Consider the following 15,762-nt stretch of genomic DNA (forward strand, 5'->3'; position numbering starts at 1 on the left):
GACCTTCAGGGATGACATGACCCAGCACCTCGCTGCCCCCGCCGCCGCCCCGACCACCGGCACGCACACGGGATGGTGGAGAGACGCGGTGATCTACCAGGTCTACCCGCGCAGCTTCGCCGACAGCAACGGCGACGGCATGGGCGACCTCGAAGGCGTGCGCAGCAGGCTCCCGTACCTCAAGGAGCTCGGGGTCGACGCGGTGTGGCTCAGCCCCTTCTACGCCTCCCCGCAGGCGGACGCGGGCTACGACGTCGCCGACTACCGGGCCATCGACCCCATGTTCGGCACCCTGCACGACGCCGACGCGCTCATCCGCGAGGCCCACGGGCTCGGCCTGCGCATCATCGTGGACCTCGTGCCCAACCACTGCTCCGACCAGCACGACTGGTTCAAGCAGGCGCTGCGCGAGGGCCCCGGCTCCCGGCTGCGCGAGCGCTTCCACTTCCGCGCGGGCAAGGGCGAGACCGGCGAACTGCCGCCCAACGACTGGGAGTCCATCTTCGGCGGCCCCGCCTGGACCCGCGTCGAGGACGGCGAGTGGTACCTGCACCTCTTCGCCCCCGAGCAGCCCGACTTCAACTGGGAGCACCCGGCCGTCCAGGACGAGTTCCGCTCCATCCTGCGCTTCTGGCTCGACCTCGGCGCCGACGGCTTCCGCGTCGACGTCGCCCACGGCCTGGTCAAGGCCCCCGGCCTGCCCGACCTCGGCGCCAGGGACCAGCTGAAGCTGCTCGGCAACGACGTCATGCCGTTCTTCGACCAGGACGGCGTCCACGAGATCTACCGCTCCTGGCGCCGGATCCTCGACGAGTACGAGGGCGACCGCGTCCTGGTCGCCGAGGCCTGGACCCCCACCGTCGAGCGGACGGCCCGTTACGTGCGCCCCGACGAGATGCACCAGGCCTTCAACTTCCAGTACCTGGGCACCCACTGGGACGGCGCCGAGCTGCGCGAGGTCATCGACACCTCGCTCGCCGCGATGCGCCCCGTCGGCGCCCCCACCACCTGGGTGCTCTCCAACCACGACGTCACCCGGCACGCCACCCGGTTCGCCAACCCCGCGGGCCTCGGCACGCAGCTGCGCGAGCAGGGCGACCGCGAGCTGGGCCTGCGGCGCGCCCGCGCCGCGACCATGCTGATGCTCGCGCTGCCCGGCTCGGCGTACGTGTACCAGGGCGAGGAGCTGGGCCTGCCCGACGTCACCGACCTGCCCGACGAGGTGCGCCAGGACCCGTCCTTCTTCCGCGCGGCCGGCCAGGACGGCTTCCGCGACGGCTGCCGGGTGCCGATCCCGTGGTCGGGCACCGAGGCCCCGTACGGCTTCGGCCCCGTCGCCGGCGGCCCCAGCTGGCTGCCGCAGCCCGCGTCCTGGGCCGGCCTGAGCGTCGAGGCGCAGTCCGGCGACCCCGACTCGACCCTGGAGCTGTACCGCTCCGCGCTGCGCCTGCGCCGGGACCACCCCGACCTGGGCGCGGGCGAGGAGGTGGAGTGGCTGGCGGCCCCCGAGGGCGTACTGGCCTTCCGCCGCGGCTCCTTCGTGTGCGCGGCCAACACCACCGGCGAGCCGGTGCCGTTCACCGCGCCCGGCACCCGCCTGCTGGCCAGCGCCCCCGTCGAGGACGGCGTACTGCCGGCCGACGGCACGGTGTGGTGGGCGGTGTGACCGTCCCCGCGCCGCGCGGCGGCGAGCCCGGAGCACCACGGCTGGCGGACATCGCCGCGCAGGCCCAGGTCAGCGAGGCGACCGTCAGCCGGGTGCTGAACGGCAAGCAGGGCGTGGCCGAGTCCACCCGGCACAAGGTGCTGGCCGCGCTCGACGTGCTCGGCTACGAGCGGCCCGTACGGCTGCGGCGCAAGAGCAACGGGCTGGTCGGCCTGCTCATCCCGGAGCTGACCAACCCGATCTTCCCGGCCTTCGCGCAGGTCATCGAGCAGGCGCTGGCCGGGCACGGCTACACCCCGGTGCTGTGCACGCAGACACCGGGCGGTGCCACCGAGGACGAGCTGGTCGAGCAGCTGGAGGAGCGCGGTGTCACCGGCATCGTGTTCCTCTCAGGCCTGCACGCCGACGCCGCCGCGGACCCCGCCCGGTACCTGCGGCTGGCGGCGCGCGGCACGCCGTTCGTGCTGATCAACGGCTACAACGAGAAGATCAGCGCCCCGTTCGTGTCCCCGGACGACCGGGCCGCCGCCACCATGGCGGTCCGCCACCTCGCCGAGCTGGGGCACGAGCGGATCGGCCTGGCGATCGGTCCCACGCGGTACGTGCCCTCGCGCAGGAAGGCGGAGGGCTTCGCGGCCGTGCTGGCCGAGCTGCTGGGGATCGACGACGCCGAGCCGTACATCCAGCGCACGCTGTTCACCGTCGAGGGCGGCCACGCGGCCGGCGGCGCCCTGCTGGACCAGGGGTGCACCGGCATCGTCTGCGGCAGCGACCCCATGGCGCTGGGCGTGATCCGGGCGGTGCGCGAGCGCGGGCTGCGCGTGCCCGAGGACGTGTCCGTGGTCGGCTTCGACGACTCGCCGCTGATCCCGTTCACCGATCCGCCGCTGACCACGGTCCGCCAGCCGGTCCGCGCCATGGCGACGGCTGCGGTGGGGGCGCTGCTGGAGGCCGTCGGGGGGAACCCGGTGGAGCGGACGGAGTTCGTGTTCCAGCCGGAGCTGGTGGTGCGGGGTTCCACCGCGCAGGCGCCCCGGCCCGTCCGTCCGGGCGCGTAGGGCCCCTCAGGGCCCCGTCCGGCCGGGCCGGGACTGGGTTGAACCGTACATCGTTGCAATCTCTTGCGTAAGTTGTTGCGGCCAAAAAACGCCTGTATTTCTGGCGGATGACGAAGGTGTGTCCAAAGGGTTGACGGTGCGGTGGTGGGCCTCGTACGGTCGCGACCGCAAGAAGTTTCAGTCAACTTGCAGAGCAGTTCTCGGCCTTACGGGCATGGCGCGTTGCCGTACGAGGTCACCCGCACCCGCACCCTCTCGCCAGGAGGACCCATGCCCCCACGCACCCGCAGAGCCGTGGGGGTGACCGTCGCCCTCGCGGCGGCCGCCCTCACGGTCCAGGCACCACAGGCCTCGGCGGTGCCGCCCGGCACCAAGGACGTCACGGCCGTGCTCTTCGAGTGGAAGTTCGACTCGGTGGCCAAGGCCTGCACCGACTCGCTCGGCCCCGCCGGATACGGCTTCGTCCAGGTCTCCCCGCCCCAGGAGCACGTCCAAGGCGGCCAGTGGTGGACCTCGTACCAGCCGGTCAGCTACCGGATCGCCGGCCGGCTCGGGGACCGCACCGCCTTCAGGAACATGGTCGACACCTGCCACGCGGCCGGCGTCAAGGTGGTCGCGGACTCCGTGGTCAACCACATGGCCGGCCAGGACGGCTCCGGCGTCGGCACCGGCGGCTCCGCGTACTCGAAGTACGACTACCCGGGCCTCTACTCCGGCGCCGACATGGACGACTGCCGGGCCACCATCTCCAACTACCAGGACAAGGCCAACGTCCAGAACTGCGAGCTGGTCCAGCTCGCCGACCTGGACACCGGCGAGGACCACGTCCGCGGGAAGATCGCCGGATACCTCAACGACCTGCTGTCGCTGGGCGTCGACGGCTTCCGCATCGACGCCGCCAAGCACATGCCGGCCGCCGACCTGGCCAACATCAAGTCCCGGCTGACGAATCCTTCCGTCTACTGGAAGCAGGAGGCGATATACGGCGCCGGCGAGGCCGTCTCGCCCAGCGAGTACCTCGGCAACGGCGACGTCCAGGAGTTCCGCTACGCCCGCGACCTCAAGCGGGTCTTCCAGAACGAGAACCTCGCCTACCTCAAGAACTTCGGCGAGGCCTGGGGCCACATGCCGAGCGGCCAGTCCGGGGTCTTCGTCGACAACCACGACACCGAGCGCGGCGGCGACACCCTCAGCTACAAGGACGGGTCCGCCTACACCCTCGCCAGCGTGTTCATGCTGGCCTGGCCGTACGGCTCCCCGGACGTCCACTCCGGCTACGAGTGGACCGACAAGGACGCCGGCCCGCCGAACGGCGGCACGGTCAACGCCTGCTACACCGACGGCTGGAAGTGCCAGCACGCCTGGCGCGAGATCTCCTCGATGGTCGCCTTCCGGAACACGGCCCGCGGTCAGGGTGTCGTGAACTGGTGGGACAACGGCGGGGACCAGATCGCCTTCGGCCGCGGAACCAAGGCGTACGTCGCCATCAACCACGAGGGCGCGGCGCTCACCCGCACCTTCCAGACCTCGCTCGCCGCGGGCGACTACTGCGACGTGCAGAGCGGCCGGAAGGTGACCGTGAACTCCTCCGGGCAGTTCACCGCCACCCTCGCCGCCGGCACCGCCCTCGCGCTGCACACCGGCGCCCGCACCTGCTCCGGCACGCCCGTCCCGCCGCCCGGCGGCGACACCGGAGCGAGCTTCGGCGTCAACGCCACCACCAGCTGGGGCCAGAACGTCTACGTGGTCGGCAACCAGGCCGCCCTCGGCAGCTGGAACACCGGATCCGCGCTCAAGCTCGACCCCGCGGCCTACCCCGTCTGGAAGCTCGACGTGACGATGCCGGCGGGCACCGCCTTCGAGTACAAGTACGTCCGCAAGGACGCGTCGGGCAACGTCACCTGGGAGAGCGGCGCCAACCGCACCGCCACCGTCCCCGCGAGCGGCAAGGTCACGCTCAACGACACCTGGCGCAACTAGCCCCCCCTCAGACCAGGGCCGCCCGGCACCATCCAGTTCCCGCCACCGCCGGGCGGCCCTCACCCGTACCAACCGCACCAGCCGGTGGAGCGGCACCGGGAGCGCGTACCCGGGCAGCACCGGGACCCCGTACCCGGCAGCACGCTCCACCCCGCACGGCCCCTGTCCCCGCTTCAAGGAGATCCTCCCTTGATACGCCCAGCCCTGCGCGCGGCGGCCGTGACGGCCGCCGCCGCCCTGGCAGCGACCCTCGCGCCCGCACTCCCGGCCGCCGCGGCCACGCCGCCGGCACCGCCCTCCGACGCGAGTCTCGCCAAGCAGCCGACCCGGCACGACCTGACCCGCGAGCAGTTCTACTTCGTCCTGCCCGACCGCTTCGCCAACGGCGACCCGGCCAACGACCGGGGCGGCCTCACCGGCACCCGCCTGGAGACCGGCCTCGACCCCGAGGACAAGGGCTTCTACCAGGGCGGCGACCTCAAGGGCCTGACCCAGCGGCTCGACTACGTCAAGGGCCTCGGCACCACCGCGATCTGGCTCGCGCCGATCTTCAAGAACCAGCCGGTGCAGGGCACCGGCAACGACGCGTCGGCCGGCTACCACGGCTACTGGATCACCGACTTCACGCAGGTCGACCCGCACTTCGGCACCAACGCCGACCTCACGAAGCTGATCGACACCGCCCACCGCAAGGGCATGAAGGTCTTCTTCGACGTCATCGCCAACCACACGGCCGACGTCGTCGACTACGAGGAGAAGTCCTACAACTACCTCTCCAAGGGCGCCTTCCCGTACCTGACCAAGGACGGCGTCCCCTTCGACGACTCCGACTACGCCGACGGGAAGAGGAAGTTCCCCGCGGTCTCCGCGGAGTCCTTCCCGCGCACCCCGGTCGTCCCCGCGGCCAAGAAGGACCTCAAGGTACCGGCCTGGCTCAACGACCCGACCATGTACCACAACCGCGGCGACTCCACCTTCGCCGGCGAATCCTCCGACCAGGGCGACTTCTTCGGCCTCGACGACCTGTGGACCGAGCGCCCCGAGGTCGTCAGCGGCATGCAGAAGATCTACGAGAAGTGGGTCGCCGACTTCGCCATCGACGGCTTCCGCATCGACACGGTCAAGCACGTCAACACCGAGTTCTGGACCCAGTGGGCCACCGCCCTCGACCGGTACGCCGCGCAGCGCGGCCGGCCCGACTTCTTCATGTTCGGCGAGGTCTACTCCGCGGACACCGCCGTCACCTCGCCGTACGTGACCTGCGGCCGGCTCGACGCCACCCTCGACTTCCCGCTCCAGGAGGCGATCCGCGCGTACGCCTCCCAGGGCGCCCCCGCCGGCCGGCTGGCCTCCGTCCTCGCGGACGACCACCGCTACACCAGCGACCGGGCCAACGCCTACGAGCAGGTCACCTTCCTCGGCAACCACGACATGGGCCGCTTCGGCACCTTCCTGAAGCAGGACAACGCCGGGAAGGGCGAGCGCGAGCTGCTGGACCGCTACCGGCTCGCCAACGAGCTGATGTTCCTCAACCGCGGCAACCCCGTCGTCTACTACGGCGACGAGCAGGGCTACACCGGCGCCGGCGGCGACAAGGACGCCCGCCAGTCCCTCTTCGCCTCGAAGACCGCCGACTACCTGGACGACGACCAGCTCGGCACCGACCGCACCCACGCGAGCGACGCCTACGACCCGCAGCACCCGCTCTACCGGCAGATCGCCGCGCTCTCGAAGCTGACCAAGGCCCACCCGGCGCTGCGCAACGGCGTCCAGACGGAGCGCCTCGCGAAGGACTCCCTCTACGCCTTCACCCGCACCGACGCCTACTCCCGCGCCGAGTACCTGGTCGCCGTCAACAACGCAGGCGAGCCGAAGACCGTGACGGTCCCGGTCGACAGCGCCCCGGGCACCGACCTCACCGCCCTGTACGGCACCGAGGACGCCGCCCGCGTCGACGCCGACGGCAAGGTCACCGTCACCGTCCCCGCCCTCGGCTCCGTGGTCCTCGCCGCGGACACCCCGCTGGCCCTCCCCGCCACCGGCCCCTCCGTCACCCTCAAGGCCCCCGCGCCCGGCGCCACCGGCACCGTGGAGCTGTCCGCCCAGGTCACCGGCGGCGGCCTGAACCGGGTGGTGTTCGCCGCCCAGACCGGCGACGGCCCCTGGCAGGTCCTCGGCACCGCGGACCACGCCCCGTACCAGGTCACCCAGCACGTCACCGCCCCCCAGGGCACCCCGCTGCGCTACAAGGCCGTGGCCGTCGACACCGCCGGCCACACCGCGAGCGCCCTCGCGGAGTCCGTCGCCGGACAGGTCCCGCCGAAGGACGTGCCGACCGCCACCCAGCGCGACTACGCGGTCGTCCACTACAAGCGCCCCGACGGCGACTACGCCGACTGGCGCCTCTACGCCTGGGGCGACATCGCCGACGGCGAGGCCACCCCCTGGCCGGCTGGCCACGGCTTCACCGGCCGCGACGCCTACGGCGCCTTCGCGTACGTACGCCTCAAGCCCGGCGCCACCTCCGTCGGCTACCTCGTCATCGACAAGGACGGCAACAAGGACGTCGCAGCCGACCGCAGCATCGACGTCACGAAGACCGGCGAGATCTGGCTGGAGCAGGGCAAGGAGGCCGCCCGCACCGAGCGGCCCGAGTACCCCGCCCAGGACACCGCCAAGGCCGTGCTGCACTACCAGCGCGCCGACGGCCAGTACGACGGCTGGGGCCTGCACACCTGGACCGGCGCCGCGAACCCGACCGAGTGGTCCAAGCCGCTGCTGCCGGCGCGCTTCGACGCGTACGGCGCGGTGTACGAGGTCCCGCTCGCCGCCGGCGCCACGAGCCTCAGCTACATCCTCCACCGGGGCGACGAGAAGGACCTGCCCTCCGACCAGTCCCTGGACCTCAAGGCCAACGGCCACGAGGTCTGGCTCCTCGGCGGCAAGGAGAAGTACCTCCTCCCGCAGCCGGCCGGCTCCTCCGCGGCCCTGGACCTCACCAAGGCCCACGCCGTCTGGATCGACCGGAACACCGTGGCCTGGAACGCCCCCGAGGCCGCCGCCTCCGCCCAGCTCCTGACCTCCCGCGACGGCTCGGTCAAGGCCTCCGGCGGCGCCCTCACCGGCAACGCGAGCTGGCTGCGGCTGAACCGCACGCAGCTCACCGACGCCCAGAAGGCCGCCTTCCCGCACCTGGCGAAGCACACCGCCTTCACCGTCGACGAGCGCGACCGGGACCGGGTCCGCGAGGCCCTGCGCGGCCAGCTCGTGGCCGCCGCCCGCGCCGCCAACGGCGCCGTGCTCGCCGCCACCGGCGTGCAGCTCGCCGGCGTCCTGGACGACCTGTACGCGCCCGCCGCCAAGGGCGCCGCCCTCGGCCCCGTCTTCGGCCGCGACGGCTCCGTACGCCTCTCCGTCTGGGCCCCGACCGCCCAGCGCGTCGACCTCGAACTCGGCGACCGCACGGTCCCGATGAAGCGGAACGGCACCTCCGGCGTGTGGACCGCCACCGGCGGCGCCGACTGGCGCGGCAAGCCCTACCGCTACGCCGTCACCGTCTGGGCCCCCTCGGTCCAGCAGCTCGTCACCAACCGGGTCACCGACCCCTACTCCACCGCCCTCACCACCGACTCGGCCCGCAGCCTCGCCGTGGACCTCGCCGACCCGGCCCTCAAGCCGGCCGGCTGGACCGGGCTGAAGAAGCCCGCCGCGGTGCCCTTCCAGCGCGCCCAGATCCAGGAGCTGCACGTCCGCGACTTCTCCGTCGCCGACCGCACCTCCGCCCACCCCGGGCAGTACCTCGCCTTCACCGACACCGGCTCGGCCGGCATGAAGCACCTGCGGAGCCTCGCCGCCGCCGGCACCTCCTACGTCCACCTCCTCCCGGCCTTCGACATCGGCACCATCCCCGAGAAGCCGGCCGACCGCACCGAACCCGCCTGCGACCTGTCGGTGTACGCGCCGGACTCCGAGGAGCAGCAGGCCTGCGTCGCCGCGGCCGCCGCGAAGGACGCGTACAACTGGGGCTACGACCCGCTGCACTACACCGTCCCCGAGGGTTCGTACGCGAGCGACCCCGAAGGCACCCGCCGCACCGTCGAGTTCCGGCGGATGGTCCAGGGCCTGAACGGCGCCGGGCTGCGCACGGTCATGGACGTGGTCTACAACCACACCGTCGCCGCCGGGCAGTCGGACAAGTCGGTGCTCGACCGGATCGTGCCCGGCTACTACCAGCGGCTGCTGGCCGACGGCTCCGTCGCCACCTCCACCTGCTGCGCCAACACCGCGCCCGAGAACGCCATGATGGGCAAGCTCGTCGTGGACTCGATCGTCACCTGGGCCAGGGAGTACAAGGTCGACGGCTTCCGCTTCGACCTCATGGGCCACCACCCGAAGGCCAACATCCTGGCCGTCCGCGCCGCCCTGGACGCCCTCACGGTCGCCAGGGACGGGGTCGACGGGAAGAAGATCGTCCTCTACGGCGAGGGCTGGAACTTCGGCGAGGTCGCCGACGACGCCCGCTTCGTCCAGGCCACGCAGAAGAACATGGCCGGCACCGGCATCGCCACCTTCTCCGACCGGGCCCGCGACGCGGTCCGCGGCGGCGGCCCCTTCGACGAGGACCCGCGCGTCCAGGGCTTCGCCTCGGGCCTCTACACCGACCCGAACACCTCCCCGGCCAACGGCACCCCGGACCAGCAGAAGGCCCGCCTGCTGCACGCCCAGGACCTGCTCAAGGTCGGCCTGTCCGGCAACCTCGCCGGCTACTCCTTCACCGACACCGCGGGCCGCACGGTCAAGGGCTCCGAGGTGGACTACAACGGGCAGCCGGCCGGCTACGCGGCGGCCCCGGGCGACGCCCTCGCCTACGTGGACGCCCACGACAACGAGTCCCTCTACGACGCCCTCGCCTACAAGCTGCCGGCCGGCACCTCCACGGCCGACCGCTCCCGCATGCAGGTCCTGGCCATGGCCACGGCCGCGCTCTCGCAGGGCCCGGCGCTCTCCCAGGCCGGCACGGACCTGCTCCGCTCCAAGTCCCTCGACCGCAACTCGTACGACAGCGGCGACTGGTTCAACGCGGTCCACTGGGACTGCCGCGACGGCAACGGCTTCGGCCGCGGCCTGCCCCCGGCCGCCGACAACCGGTCCAAGTGGGTGTACGCCAAGCCGCTGCTGACCGGCGCCGCCCCCGGCTGCGCCGAGATCACCGCCGCGGCGGGCGGGTACGCCGACCTGCTCCGCGTCCGGACGACGGAGCCGGCGTTCTCGCTGGCCACGACGGCCGAGGTGCAGTCCGCCCTGTCCTTCCCGCTCTCCGGCGAGGACGAGACCCCGGGCGTGGTCACGATGAAGCTGGGCGACCTGGTCGTCGTCTTCAACGCCACGCCGGCCGAGCAGCGGCAGACCCTCGGCACCGGGGGCACGTACCGCCTGCACCCGGTCCAGGCCGCCGGCACCGACCCCGTGGTGAAGGGGGCGGCGTACGCGTCGGGCACCTTCACCGTCCCGGCCCGCACGGTGGCGGTCTTCAAGCGCGGCTGACCCACGCGCACCACGGGAACGCATGCCGTGTCCGGCCCGAGGAGGGCCGGGCACGGCATCCGCGTGTCGGGGGGCTCCTCACGTCGAGCCGCCGCCTACACGTCAAGCCGCCGCTCCAGCAGGATCACGCCGTAGACCCGCCCGTCCTTGGCGACCTTGGAGGGGAACTCCCCGACCACCCGGTAACCGGCGCTCCGGTAGTAGGACAGCAGCCGCGGGTTGGTCGACTGGCAGTCCAGCCTGGCCAGCTCGCGCCGGGTCCGCGCGATCCGCGCCTCGGCGTGCTCCAGCAGCCGCCGCCCGGTCCCCGCGGGGGCCGTCGCCCGGTCGACCATCAGGCGGTGCACGTAGCCCGCGACCGGCGGCTGCACGCCCCAGGCCTCCTCGTCGGACCACCACAGCTCGTACGCGCCGCAGACCGCGCCGTCGGCGTCCCGGGCCAGCCACACCTCGCCCTCGCGCATCTTCCGCCGGAAGTGCTCGGCGTCCTTCTCGCCGGCCTTCCACTGCTCGATGCCGTTCTCGCGCATCCAGGCCGCGGCGCCGTCGTACAGCCGCACGAGGACCGGCGCGTCCTTCTCGTCGGCGCGCCGGAACACAATCCCATCGTCAATGATCACGCGGGAATTATCGCGGCGCGGGCACCCCGCCGGGGGCCTCGGCGGCAACCGCGGCTCCCGCCTCCGCACCCACCCCCGCAGCCGGGGCCACCTCGGTCACCACCTCCGTGACCACCTCCGCCGGAACCAGGGCCACGAGCCGCCCCACCAGGTCCCCGAACGGCCCGTCCGCGGGCTCGCCCGCCAGGATCCGCACGAGCACCCCGGCCATCTCCGCGTCGTACGCGGCGCTCACGGCGGCCAGCGCCGCGAAGTCGTGCACCAGCTGCAGCTCCAGCTCGGCCCGGGGTATCTTCCGCCCGTCCAGCCAGATCAGGGCGGTGGACTCGGCCAGGGACACCCACGACCTGACCACCAGCTCCAGCCGCGCCGGCGGGGCGGTGATCCCGAGGTGGGCCAGGATGTTGTCGTACGCGGCCTGCCGCACCTCGTCGATCATCGCGTTGGTCCGGCTGGACCCGGCCGCCGGCCCGCCGCGCATCAGCGCGGAGAAACCCGGCCCGTGATCCTCGACGAACTCGAAGTACCGGCCCATCACGCGCAACAGCCGCGCCCCGAGCGGCCCTTCCCTGGGCTCCTCGAACCGCCCCGCCAACTCGTCGGCGGCCCGCCGCAGCGCGGCCTCGTACAGGCTCAGCTTCCCGGGGAAGTAGTGGTAGACGAGCGGGCGCGAGATCCCCGCCGCCGCGGCGATCTCGTCGATCGACACGTCGTCGGGCGACCGGTGGCTGAACAACTCCAGCGCGACGCTGATCAGCTGCTGCCGCCGCTCCTCGACACCCATCCTGCGCCGTACCCCGGTTGTCATACGAACCACCCTACCCACCCCACCCTCCCTGCTGACACGCTCGGCCCGCCCGGAGGGGAAGGACGTCCGTGGAGCGTAGTCAACGGTGGAATTCGCGCCAGTGGGCAAATTTTTCCACCAGGAGGAGTGTCCGCTTGCCCCCGAAATCCTCCTCCTTGGCTGGGATTTCCCCGGGGTGGGGATGTCCGGATCTCGTGTGCATTAAGTGGAAGTACGGATTCCGAGTGATCGGATATCGAACGTTGGCTGGTCTTGCTCGGTCCTTAGAAGAAATTTATGTTTACGTCGGCGATCGTCTGGATCGCTTCAACGGGGTCCGGGGAGGCCCCGTCTTTTTCAGGGGATGGGTTCATGCCTTCAAGAGAACGGTGGCGGCTTCGCCATGCCGTGAGTGCAGCGCTCGGCGCGGTGCTGGTGGCGGGAGTCGCCCCTGCACATGCCCCGGTTGCCGCCGCGGCCGGCCCGGGTGCCACGCAGGCACTGACCGAGGAGCAGCAGGCGCTGCGCACGGCCGGGGAAACCGGCAAGCCGGTCGAGGTGCTCGGTCAGAGGTCGGAGTACACCACCACGTACGCGAATCCGGACGGCAGGACCTTCCGTCTGGACCAGTCCACGGCTCCGGTCCGGGTCAAGGCCGGGACAGGCTGGGTCGAGCCCGACGCCACCCTTGAGGTTCGTGATGACGGCTCCGTCGGCCCCAAGGCCGCCGTCACCTCGCTGGGCTTCTCCAAGGGCGGCCGCGACACCCGCCTGGCCACCATCGGGCGCGGTCCGCACTCGTTGTCGCTGGGCTGGCAGGGAACGCTCCCCGCCCCGGTGCTGGACGGGGCCAACGCGCTGTACCGCGAGGTGCTGCCCGGGGTCGACCTGCGTCTGACCGCGACCACCGAGGGTTTCCGCGAGGTCCTCGTCGTCAAGACGCCCGAGGCCGCGAAGAACCCGGCGCTGAAGCGCATCACGTTCCCACTGAAGTCGGCGCAGCTGCGGCTCAACGGCACCAAGGACGGCGGGCTCGAGGCGCTCGACGGCAACGGGAACCGGGTCTTCAATGCGCCGCCGGCACTGATGTGGGACTCGCGCGGTCAGTCGACCTCCAAGGCCGCCAGCAAGGCGGGCGTAGCCGCGTCGGGCAAGCCCTCCGGGCAGCCGGAGCGCGAGGACGTGCCCGCTGACGCCCCGGGCCGCGGTGACAGGACCGCCGAACTCGCGGTGCACGTGGCGGCCGACGCCCTCACCCTCGTCCCGGACGCCGGGCTGCTCGGGCAGACCGATCCGGCCGCATTCCCGCTCTACATCGACCCGTCGATCGCCCTGGACAACAACGTCGAGCGCACGCTGCTGCGCAACGACGGGTACGAGGACTACGCCTGGGACAACGCCGAAGACGGCATGGGCCGCGGCATGGGCGAATGCGGCAGCTGGAACGGCTACTACTGTGGACCCGGCTACGTACAGCGTCTCTACTTCGAGTTCTCGCCGACCAAGCTCGCCGGCAAGGAGGTGCTGAGCTCCAAGTTCACCATCACCGAGCCCTGGGCCTTCCAGTGCGACGTGCGCAACGTCTGGCTCGTCCGCACCGCGGGCGAGATCTCGTCGGCGACGACCTGGGCCAACAAGCCCGCCTACCTGGACCGCATGGGCGACCGGTGGGTGTCCGCAGGCCGCGGCTCCGCCTGCGACCCGAACTCGCCGACTGCCCCCATTGAGTTCGCTGACAACCCCGGTGAGCCCGACGAGAACCTGACGCCGACCGTGCGCGACTTCGCGGCCGGCAAGTTCAAGCGACTGACGCTGGAACTGCGTGCCGAGGACGAGACCGACACCGCATCCTGGAAGCGCTTCCGCAACGACGCCGTGCTCTCGGTCGACTACATCAGCAAGCCAGCCCTCCCGTCGGCCATCGGCATCGTCGCCGGCTCCGGCCAGGTGTGCGGCACCAGCGAGTCCACGGCCAGCATCGTCTCCGACCCGACCCCGCTGCTCACGGCCACGGCCGAGACGGTCGCGGGCGGCGAGGCCGGAGCCTCCCTCCGGGTGGCCATGCTGACCGAGAAGCGGCAGGCCGACGGCAGCTATGTGCCCGTCCGCAAGCTGCCGACCGACTCCTCGTTCATTGACCGCCCGAGCACCGGGTACGTCGGGGCCAACGTCAGACTCACGGGTGAGCCGCCGGTGGCACTGGAGGAGAACGCTCTTTACCGGTACCGCACCTGGACCCGTTCCTTCGCGGGCAGCGAGCTCCGCGGCAGCCCCGCGAACACCGGCTGCTACTTCAAGGTGGACGCACAGGCCCCCAAGGCCCCGATGATCACCTTCAACGGCCCGTACAGCGAGTGCACCACAAGCTCTTGCACGGCCGCGGGCAAGCCGGGCCAGGCGGGTTCCTTCACCTTCGGAGCCACGGGTGGCGACACCAACAAGGCCTACGCGTACAAGCTGTCCACGGACAGCACGTGGACGGAGAAGCCCGGATCGCCGCTGACGGTCTCCGTCACGCCGCAGACCTCGGGCACCATGCGCCTGAGCGTGAAGGCCAAGGACAGTCTGGACCGCTGGGGCGCCGAGAACATCGTGGACTTCGTCGTCAAGGAAGGCCCCGGCCCCGTCGGCATCTGGAACTTCGACGAGGCCTCGGGGTCGGCCCTCGACACCTCGACGACCGACCCGGCGCTGCGCAACAACGCCACTCTCGGTGGCGGCGTCGCGCGCCAGGACACCGGTCGCCGCGGCTGGATCACCACCCCGACCCTGCACGAGGACCGCACCCTGCGCACCGACGGCGTCGACGACTACGCGGCGACCGCCGGGCCGGTCATCGACACGCGTGCGTCGTTCACCATCTCCACTTGGGTGCGCCCGAGCGAGACGGACCAGACCTTCTCGGTGGTCGGCCAGGCGGGCACCTACATGAGCGCCGTCTCCCTGAGTCATCACGCCGGATCCACCTGGTCGGTGCGTATGCCGACCTCGGACACGGTCAACGGCAGCATCTCGGACAACGTGGTGCTGGCCAAGGGCCCCGCGACGCGCCGCGTGTGGACCCACCTCGCGGCCTCGTACAACGCCTCGACCAACAAGCTGAAGCTGTACGTCAATGGCCAGCTCCAAGGCGAGGACACCGTCTCGAGTCCGGTGGCAGGACTCGGCCCGATGTCCTTCGGTCGGATCAAGTACCAGGGCAACTGGACGGACTACCTGGCCGGCCGCGTCGACGAGGTGAAGGTCTGGCAGGACGAGAAGAGCGCCCTCGAGATCGAGCAGGAGGCGGCACTGTTCGACCCGGCGACGGGCAAGAACCAGGTCGAGCTGTCCGGCGCCTGGAACCTGTCCGGACTCGTCAACGGCGAGTACTCGGACACCTCCGGCTACGACCGCGACCTCGTGCCCGACGCGGGTACGACGGCCAGCGGCGGTGCCTTCGTCCTCAATGGCACGAACCAGGCCGCCACAGCCGCAGGCCCGCTTGTCGACGACTCCGGCTCGTTCACCGTGACTGCCGAGGCCAAGCTCGACAGCGCGAAGCTGCTGAGCAAGGCCGACAACTACAAGGCGCAGGTCATCGGCCAGCGCACCGCCACCGGATCCTCCTGGAGCATCTGGTACGAGAAGACGAACAACGCCGAGGTCTCGGCCAACGACGAGGACGACCCGACCAAGACGGTCACCAAGCCCGTCGGCCGCTGGCACTTCGGCCGCCTCACCTCCGACGGTACCGGTACCTCGGTGGTGAGCGAGGACCTCGCGGCCCTCGACACTGAGGTGCAGGTCACGGGCGTGTACGACGCCCTGGCAGGGACCATCACGCTGTACGTGGGCTCCTCCAGGGAGGGCGACCCGAAGGCCTACACGGCCCGAGTCGGCTCGGGAGAGTTCGCTGTCGGCAAGGGCTTCACGGTCAGCGCGTGGGGCCACCACCTGCCCGGGCTGATCAAGGACATGCGGGTCTGGTCGGGCGCGATGAAGGACATCGCTCAGGTCGAGTCCGACGTGCTTGACGGGGCCTAGCCGCTCCCGCCGGGGGGGCCCGGCGGGGGGCCCCCAGGGCGGCGGGGGGCGGTTCGGGGCGAAGAACAGGTGCACGCCGGC

At 71.6% G+C, this 15,762-nt stretch carries 7 protein-coding genes; 5 read left to right on the forward strand and 2 right to left on the reverse strand.

What is annotated here, in order from left to right:
- Positions 1-16: 16 nt before the first annotated feature.
- From ACIQUQ_RS06695 to pulA, 4 genes are all read left to right on the forward strand, one after another.
- The gene (locus ACIQUQ_RS06695; protein ID WP_403972079.1) at positions 17-1,666 is read left to right on the forward strand and encodes a glycoside hydrolase family 13 protein; all 1,650 of its coding nucleotides are present in this window, start codon (positions 17-19) and stop codon (positions 1,664-1,666) included.
- Positions 1,663-2,724 (forward strand): LacI family DNA-binding transcriptional regulator, encoded by a 1,062-nt coding sequence (locus tag ACIQUQ_RS06700; RefSeq protein ID WP_403972081.1) that lies wholly within the window; start codon positions 1,663-1,665, stop codon positions 2,722-2,724. Before ACIQUQ_RS06695 ends, ACIQUQ_RS06700 begins: the two co-directional genes overlap by 4 nt.
- A gap of 270 nt (positions 2,725-2,994) precedes the next feature.
- Positions 2,995-4,704, forward strand: coding sequence for a carbohydrate-binding module family 20 domain-containing protein (locus ACIQUQ_RS06705; RefSeq protein WP_403972083.1), 1,710 nt, complete (start codon positions 2,995-2,997; stop codon positions 4,702-4,704).
- Between the two features lie 189 nt (positions 4,705-4,893).
- Positions 4,894-10,248 (forward strand): pullulanase-type alpha-1,6-glucosidase, encoded by a 5,355-nt coding sequence (gene pulA, locus ACIQUQ_RS06710; protein ID WP_403972085.1) that lies wholly within the window; start codon positions 4,894-4,896, stop codon positions 10,246-10,248.
- Between the two features lie 95 nt (positions 10,249-10,343).
- On the opposite strand, the gene ACIQUQ_RS06715 is transcribed toward pulA, so the two are convergent.
- Positions 10,344-10,868 carry a GNAT family N-acetyltransferase gene (locus ACIQUQ_RS06715; RefSeq protein WP_403972087.1) on the reverse strand — a complete coding sequence of 175 codons (525 nt, stop codon included), beginning with the start codon at positions 10,866-10,868 and terminating at the stop codon, positions 10,344-10,346.
- A 7-nt stretch (positions 10,869-10,875) separates the two neighbouring features.
- Complete coding sequence (locus ACIQUQ_RS06720) at positions 10,876-11,676, reverse strand: TetR/AcrR family transcriptional regulator (RefSeq protein ID WP_403972089.1); 801 nt, start codon at positions 11,674-11,676, stop codon at positions 10,876-10,878.
- Between the two features lie 387 nt (positions 11,677-12,063).
- Between ACIQUQ_RS06720 and ACIQUQ_RS06725 the strand changes: the two genes are divergently transcribed.
- Positions 12,064-15,681, forward strand: a complete 3,618-nt coding sequence (locus ACIQUQ_RS06725; protein ID WP_403972091.1) for a LamG domain-containing protein — start codon at positions 12,064-12,066, stop codon at positions 15,679-15,681.
- Positions 15,682-15,762: the final 81 nt, after the last annotated feature.

This window comes from Streptomyces sp. NPDC101118 (genome assembly GCF_044759445.1).
Lineage (GTDB): Bacteria > Actinomycetota > Actinomycetes > Streptomycetales > Streptomycetaceae > Streptomyces.

Bases quoted from the DNA above. Each gene is read 5' to 3' on its own strand.
- ACIQUQ_RS06695 (WP_403972079.1), top strand. From the start codon at position 17: ATGACCCAGCACCTCGCTGCCCCCGCCGCCGCCCCGACCACCGGCACG.
- ACIQUQ_RS06705 (WP_403972083.1), top strand. From the start codon at position 2,995: ATGCCCCCACGCACCCGCAGAGCCGTGGGGGTGACCGTCGCCCTCGCG.
- ACIQUQ_RS06720 (WP_403972089.1), bottom strand. From the start codon at position 11,676: ATGACAACCGGGGTACGGCGCAGGATGGGTGTCGAGGAGCGGCGGCAG.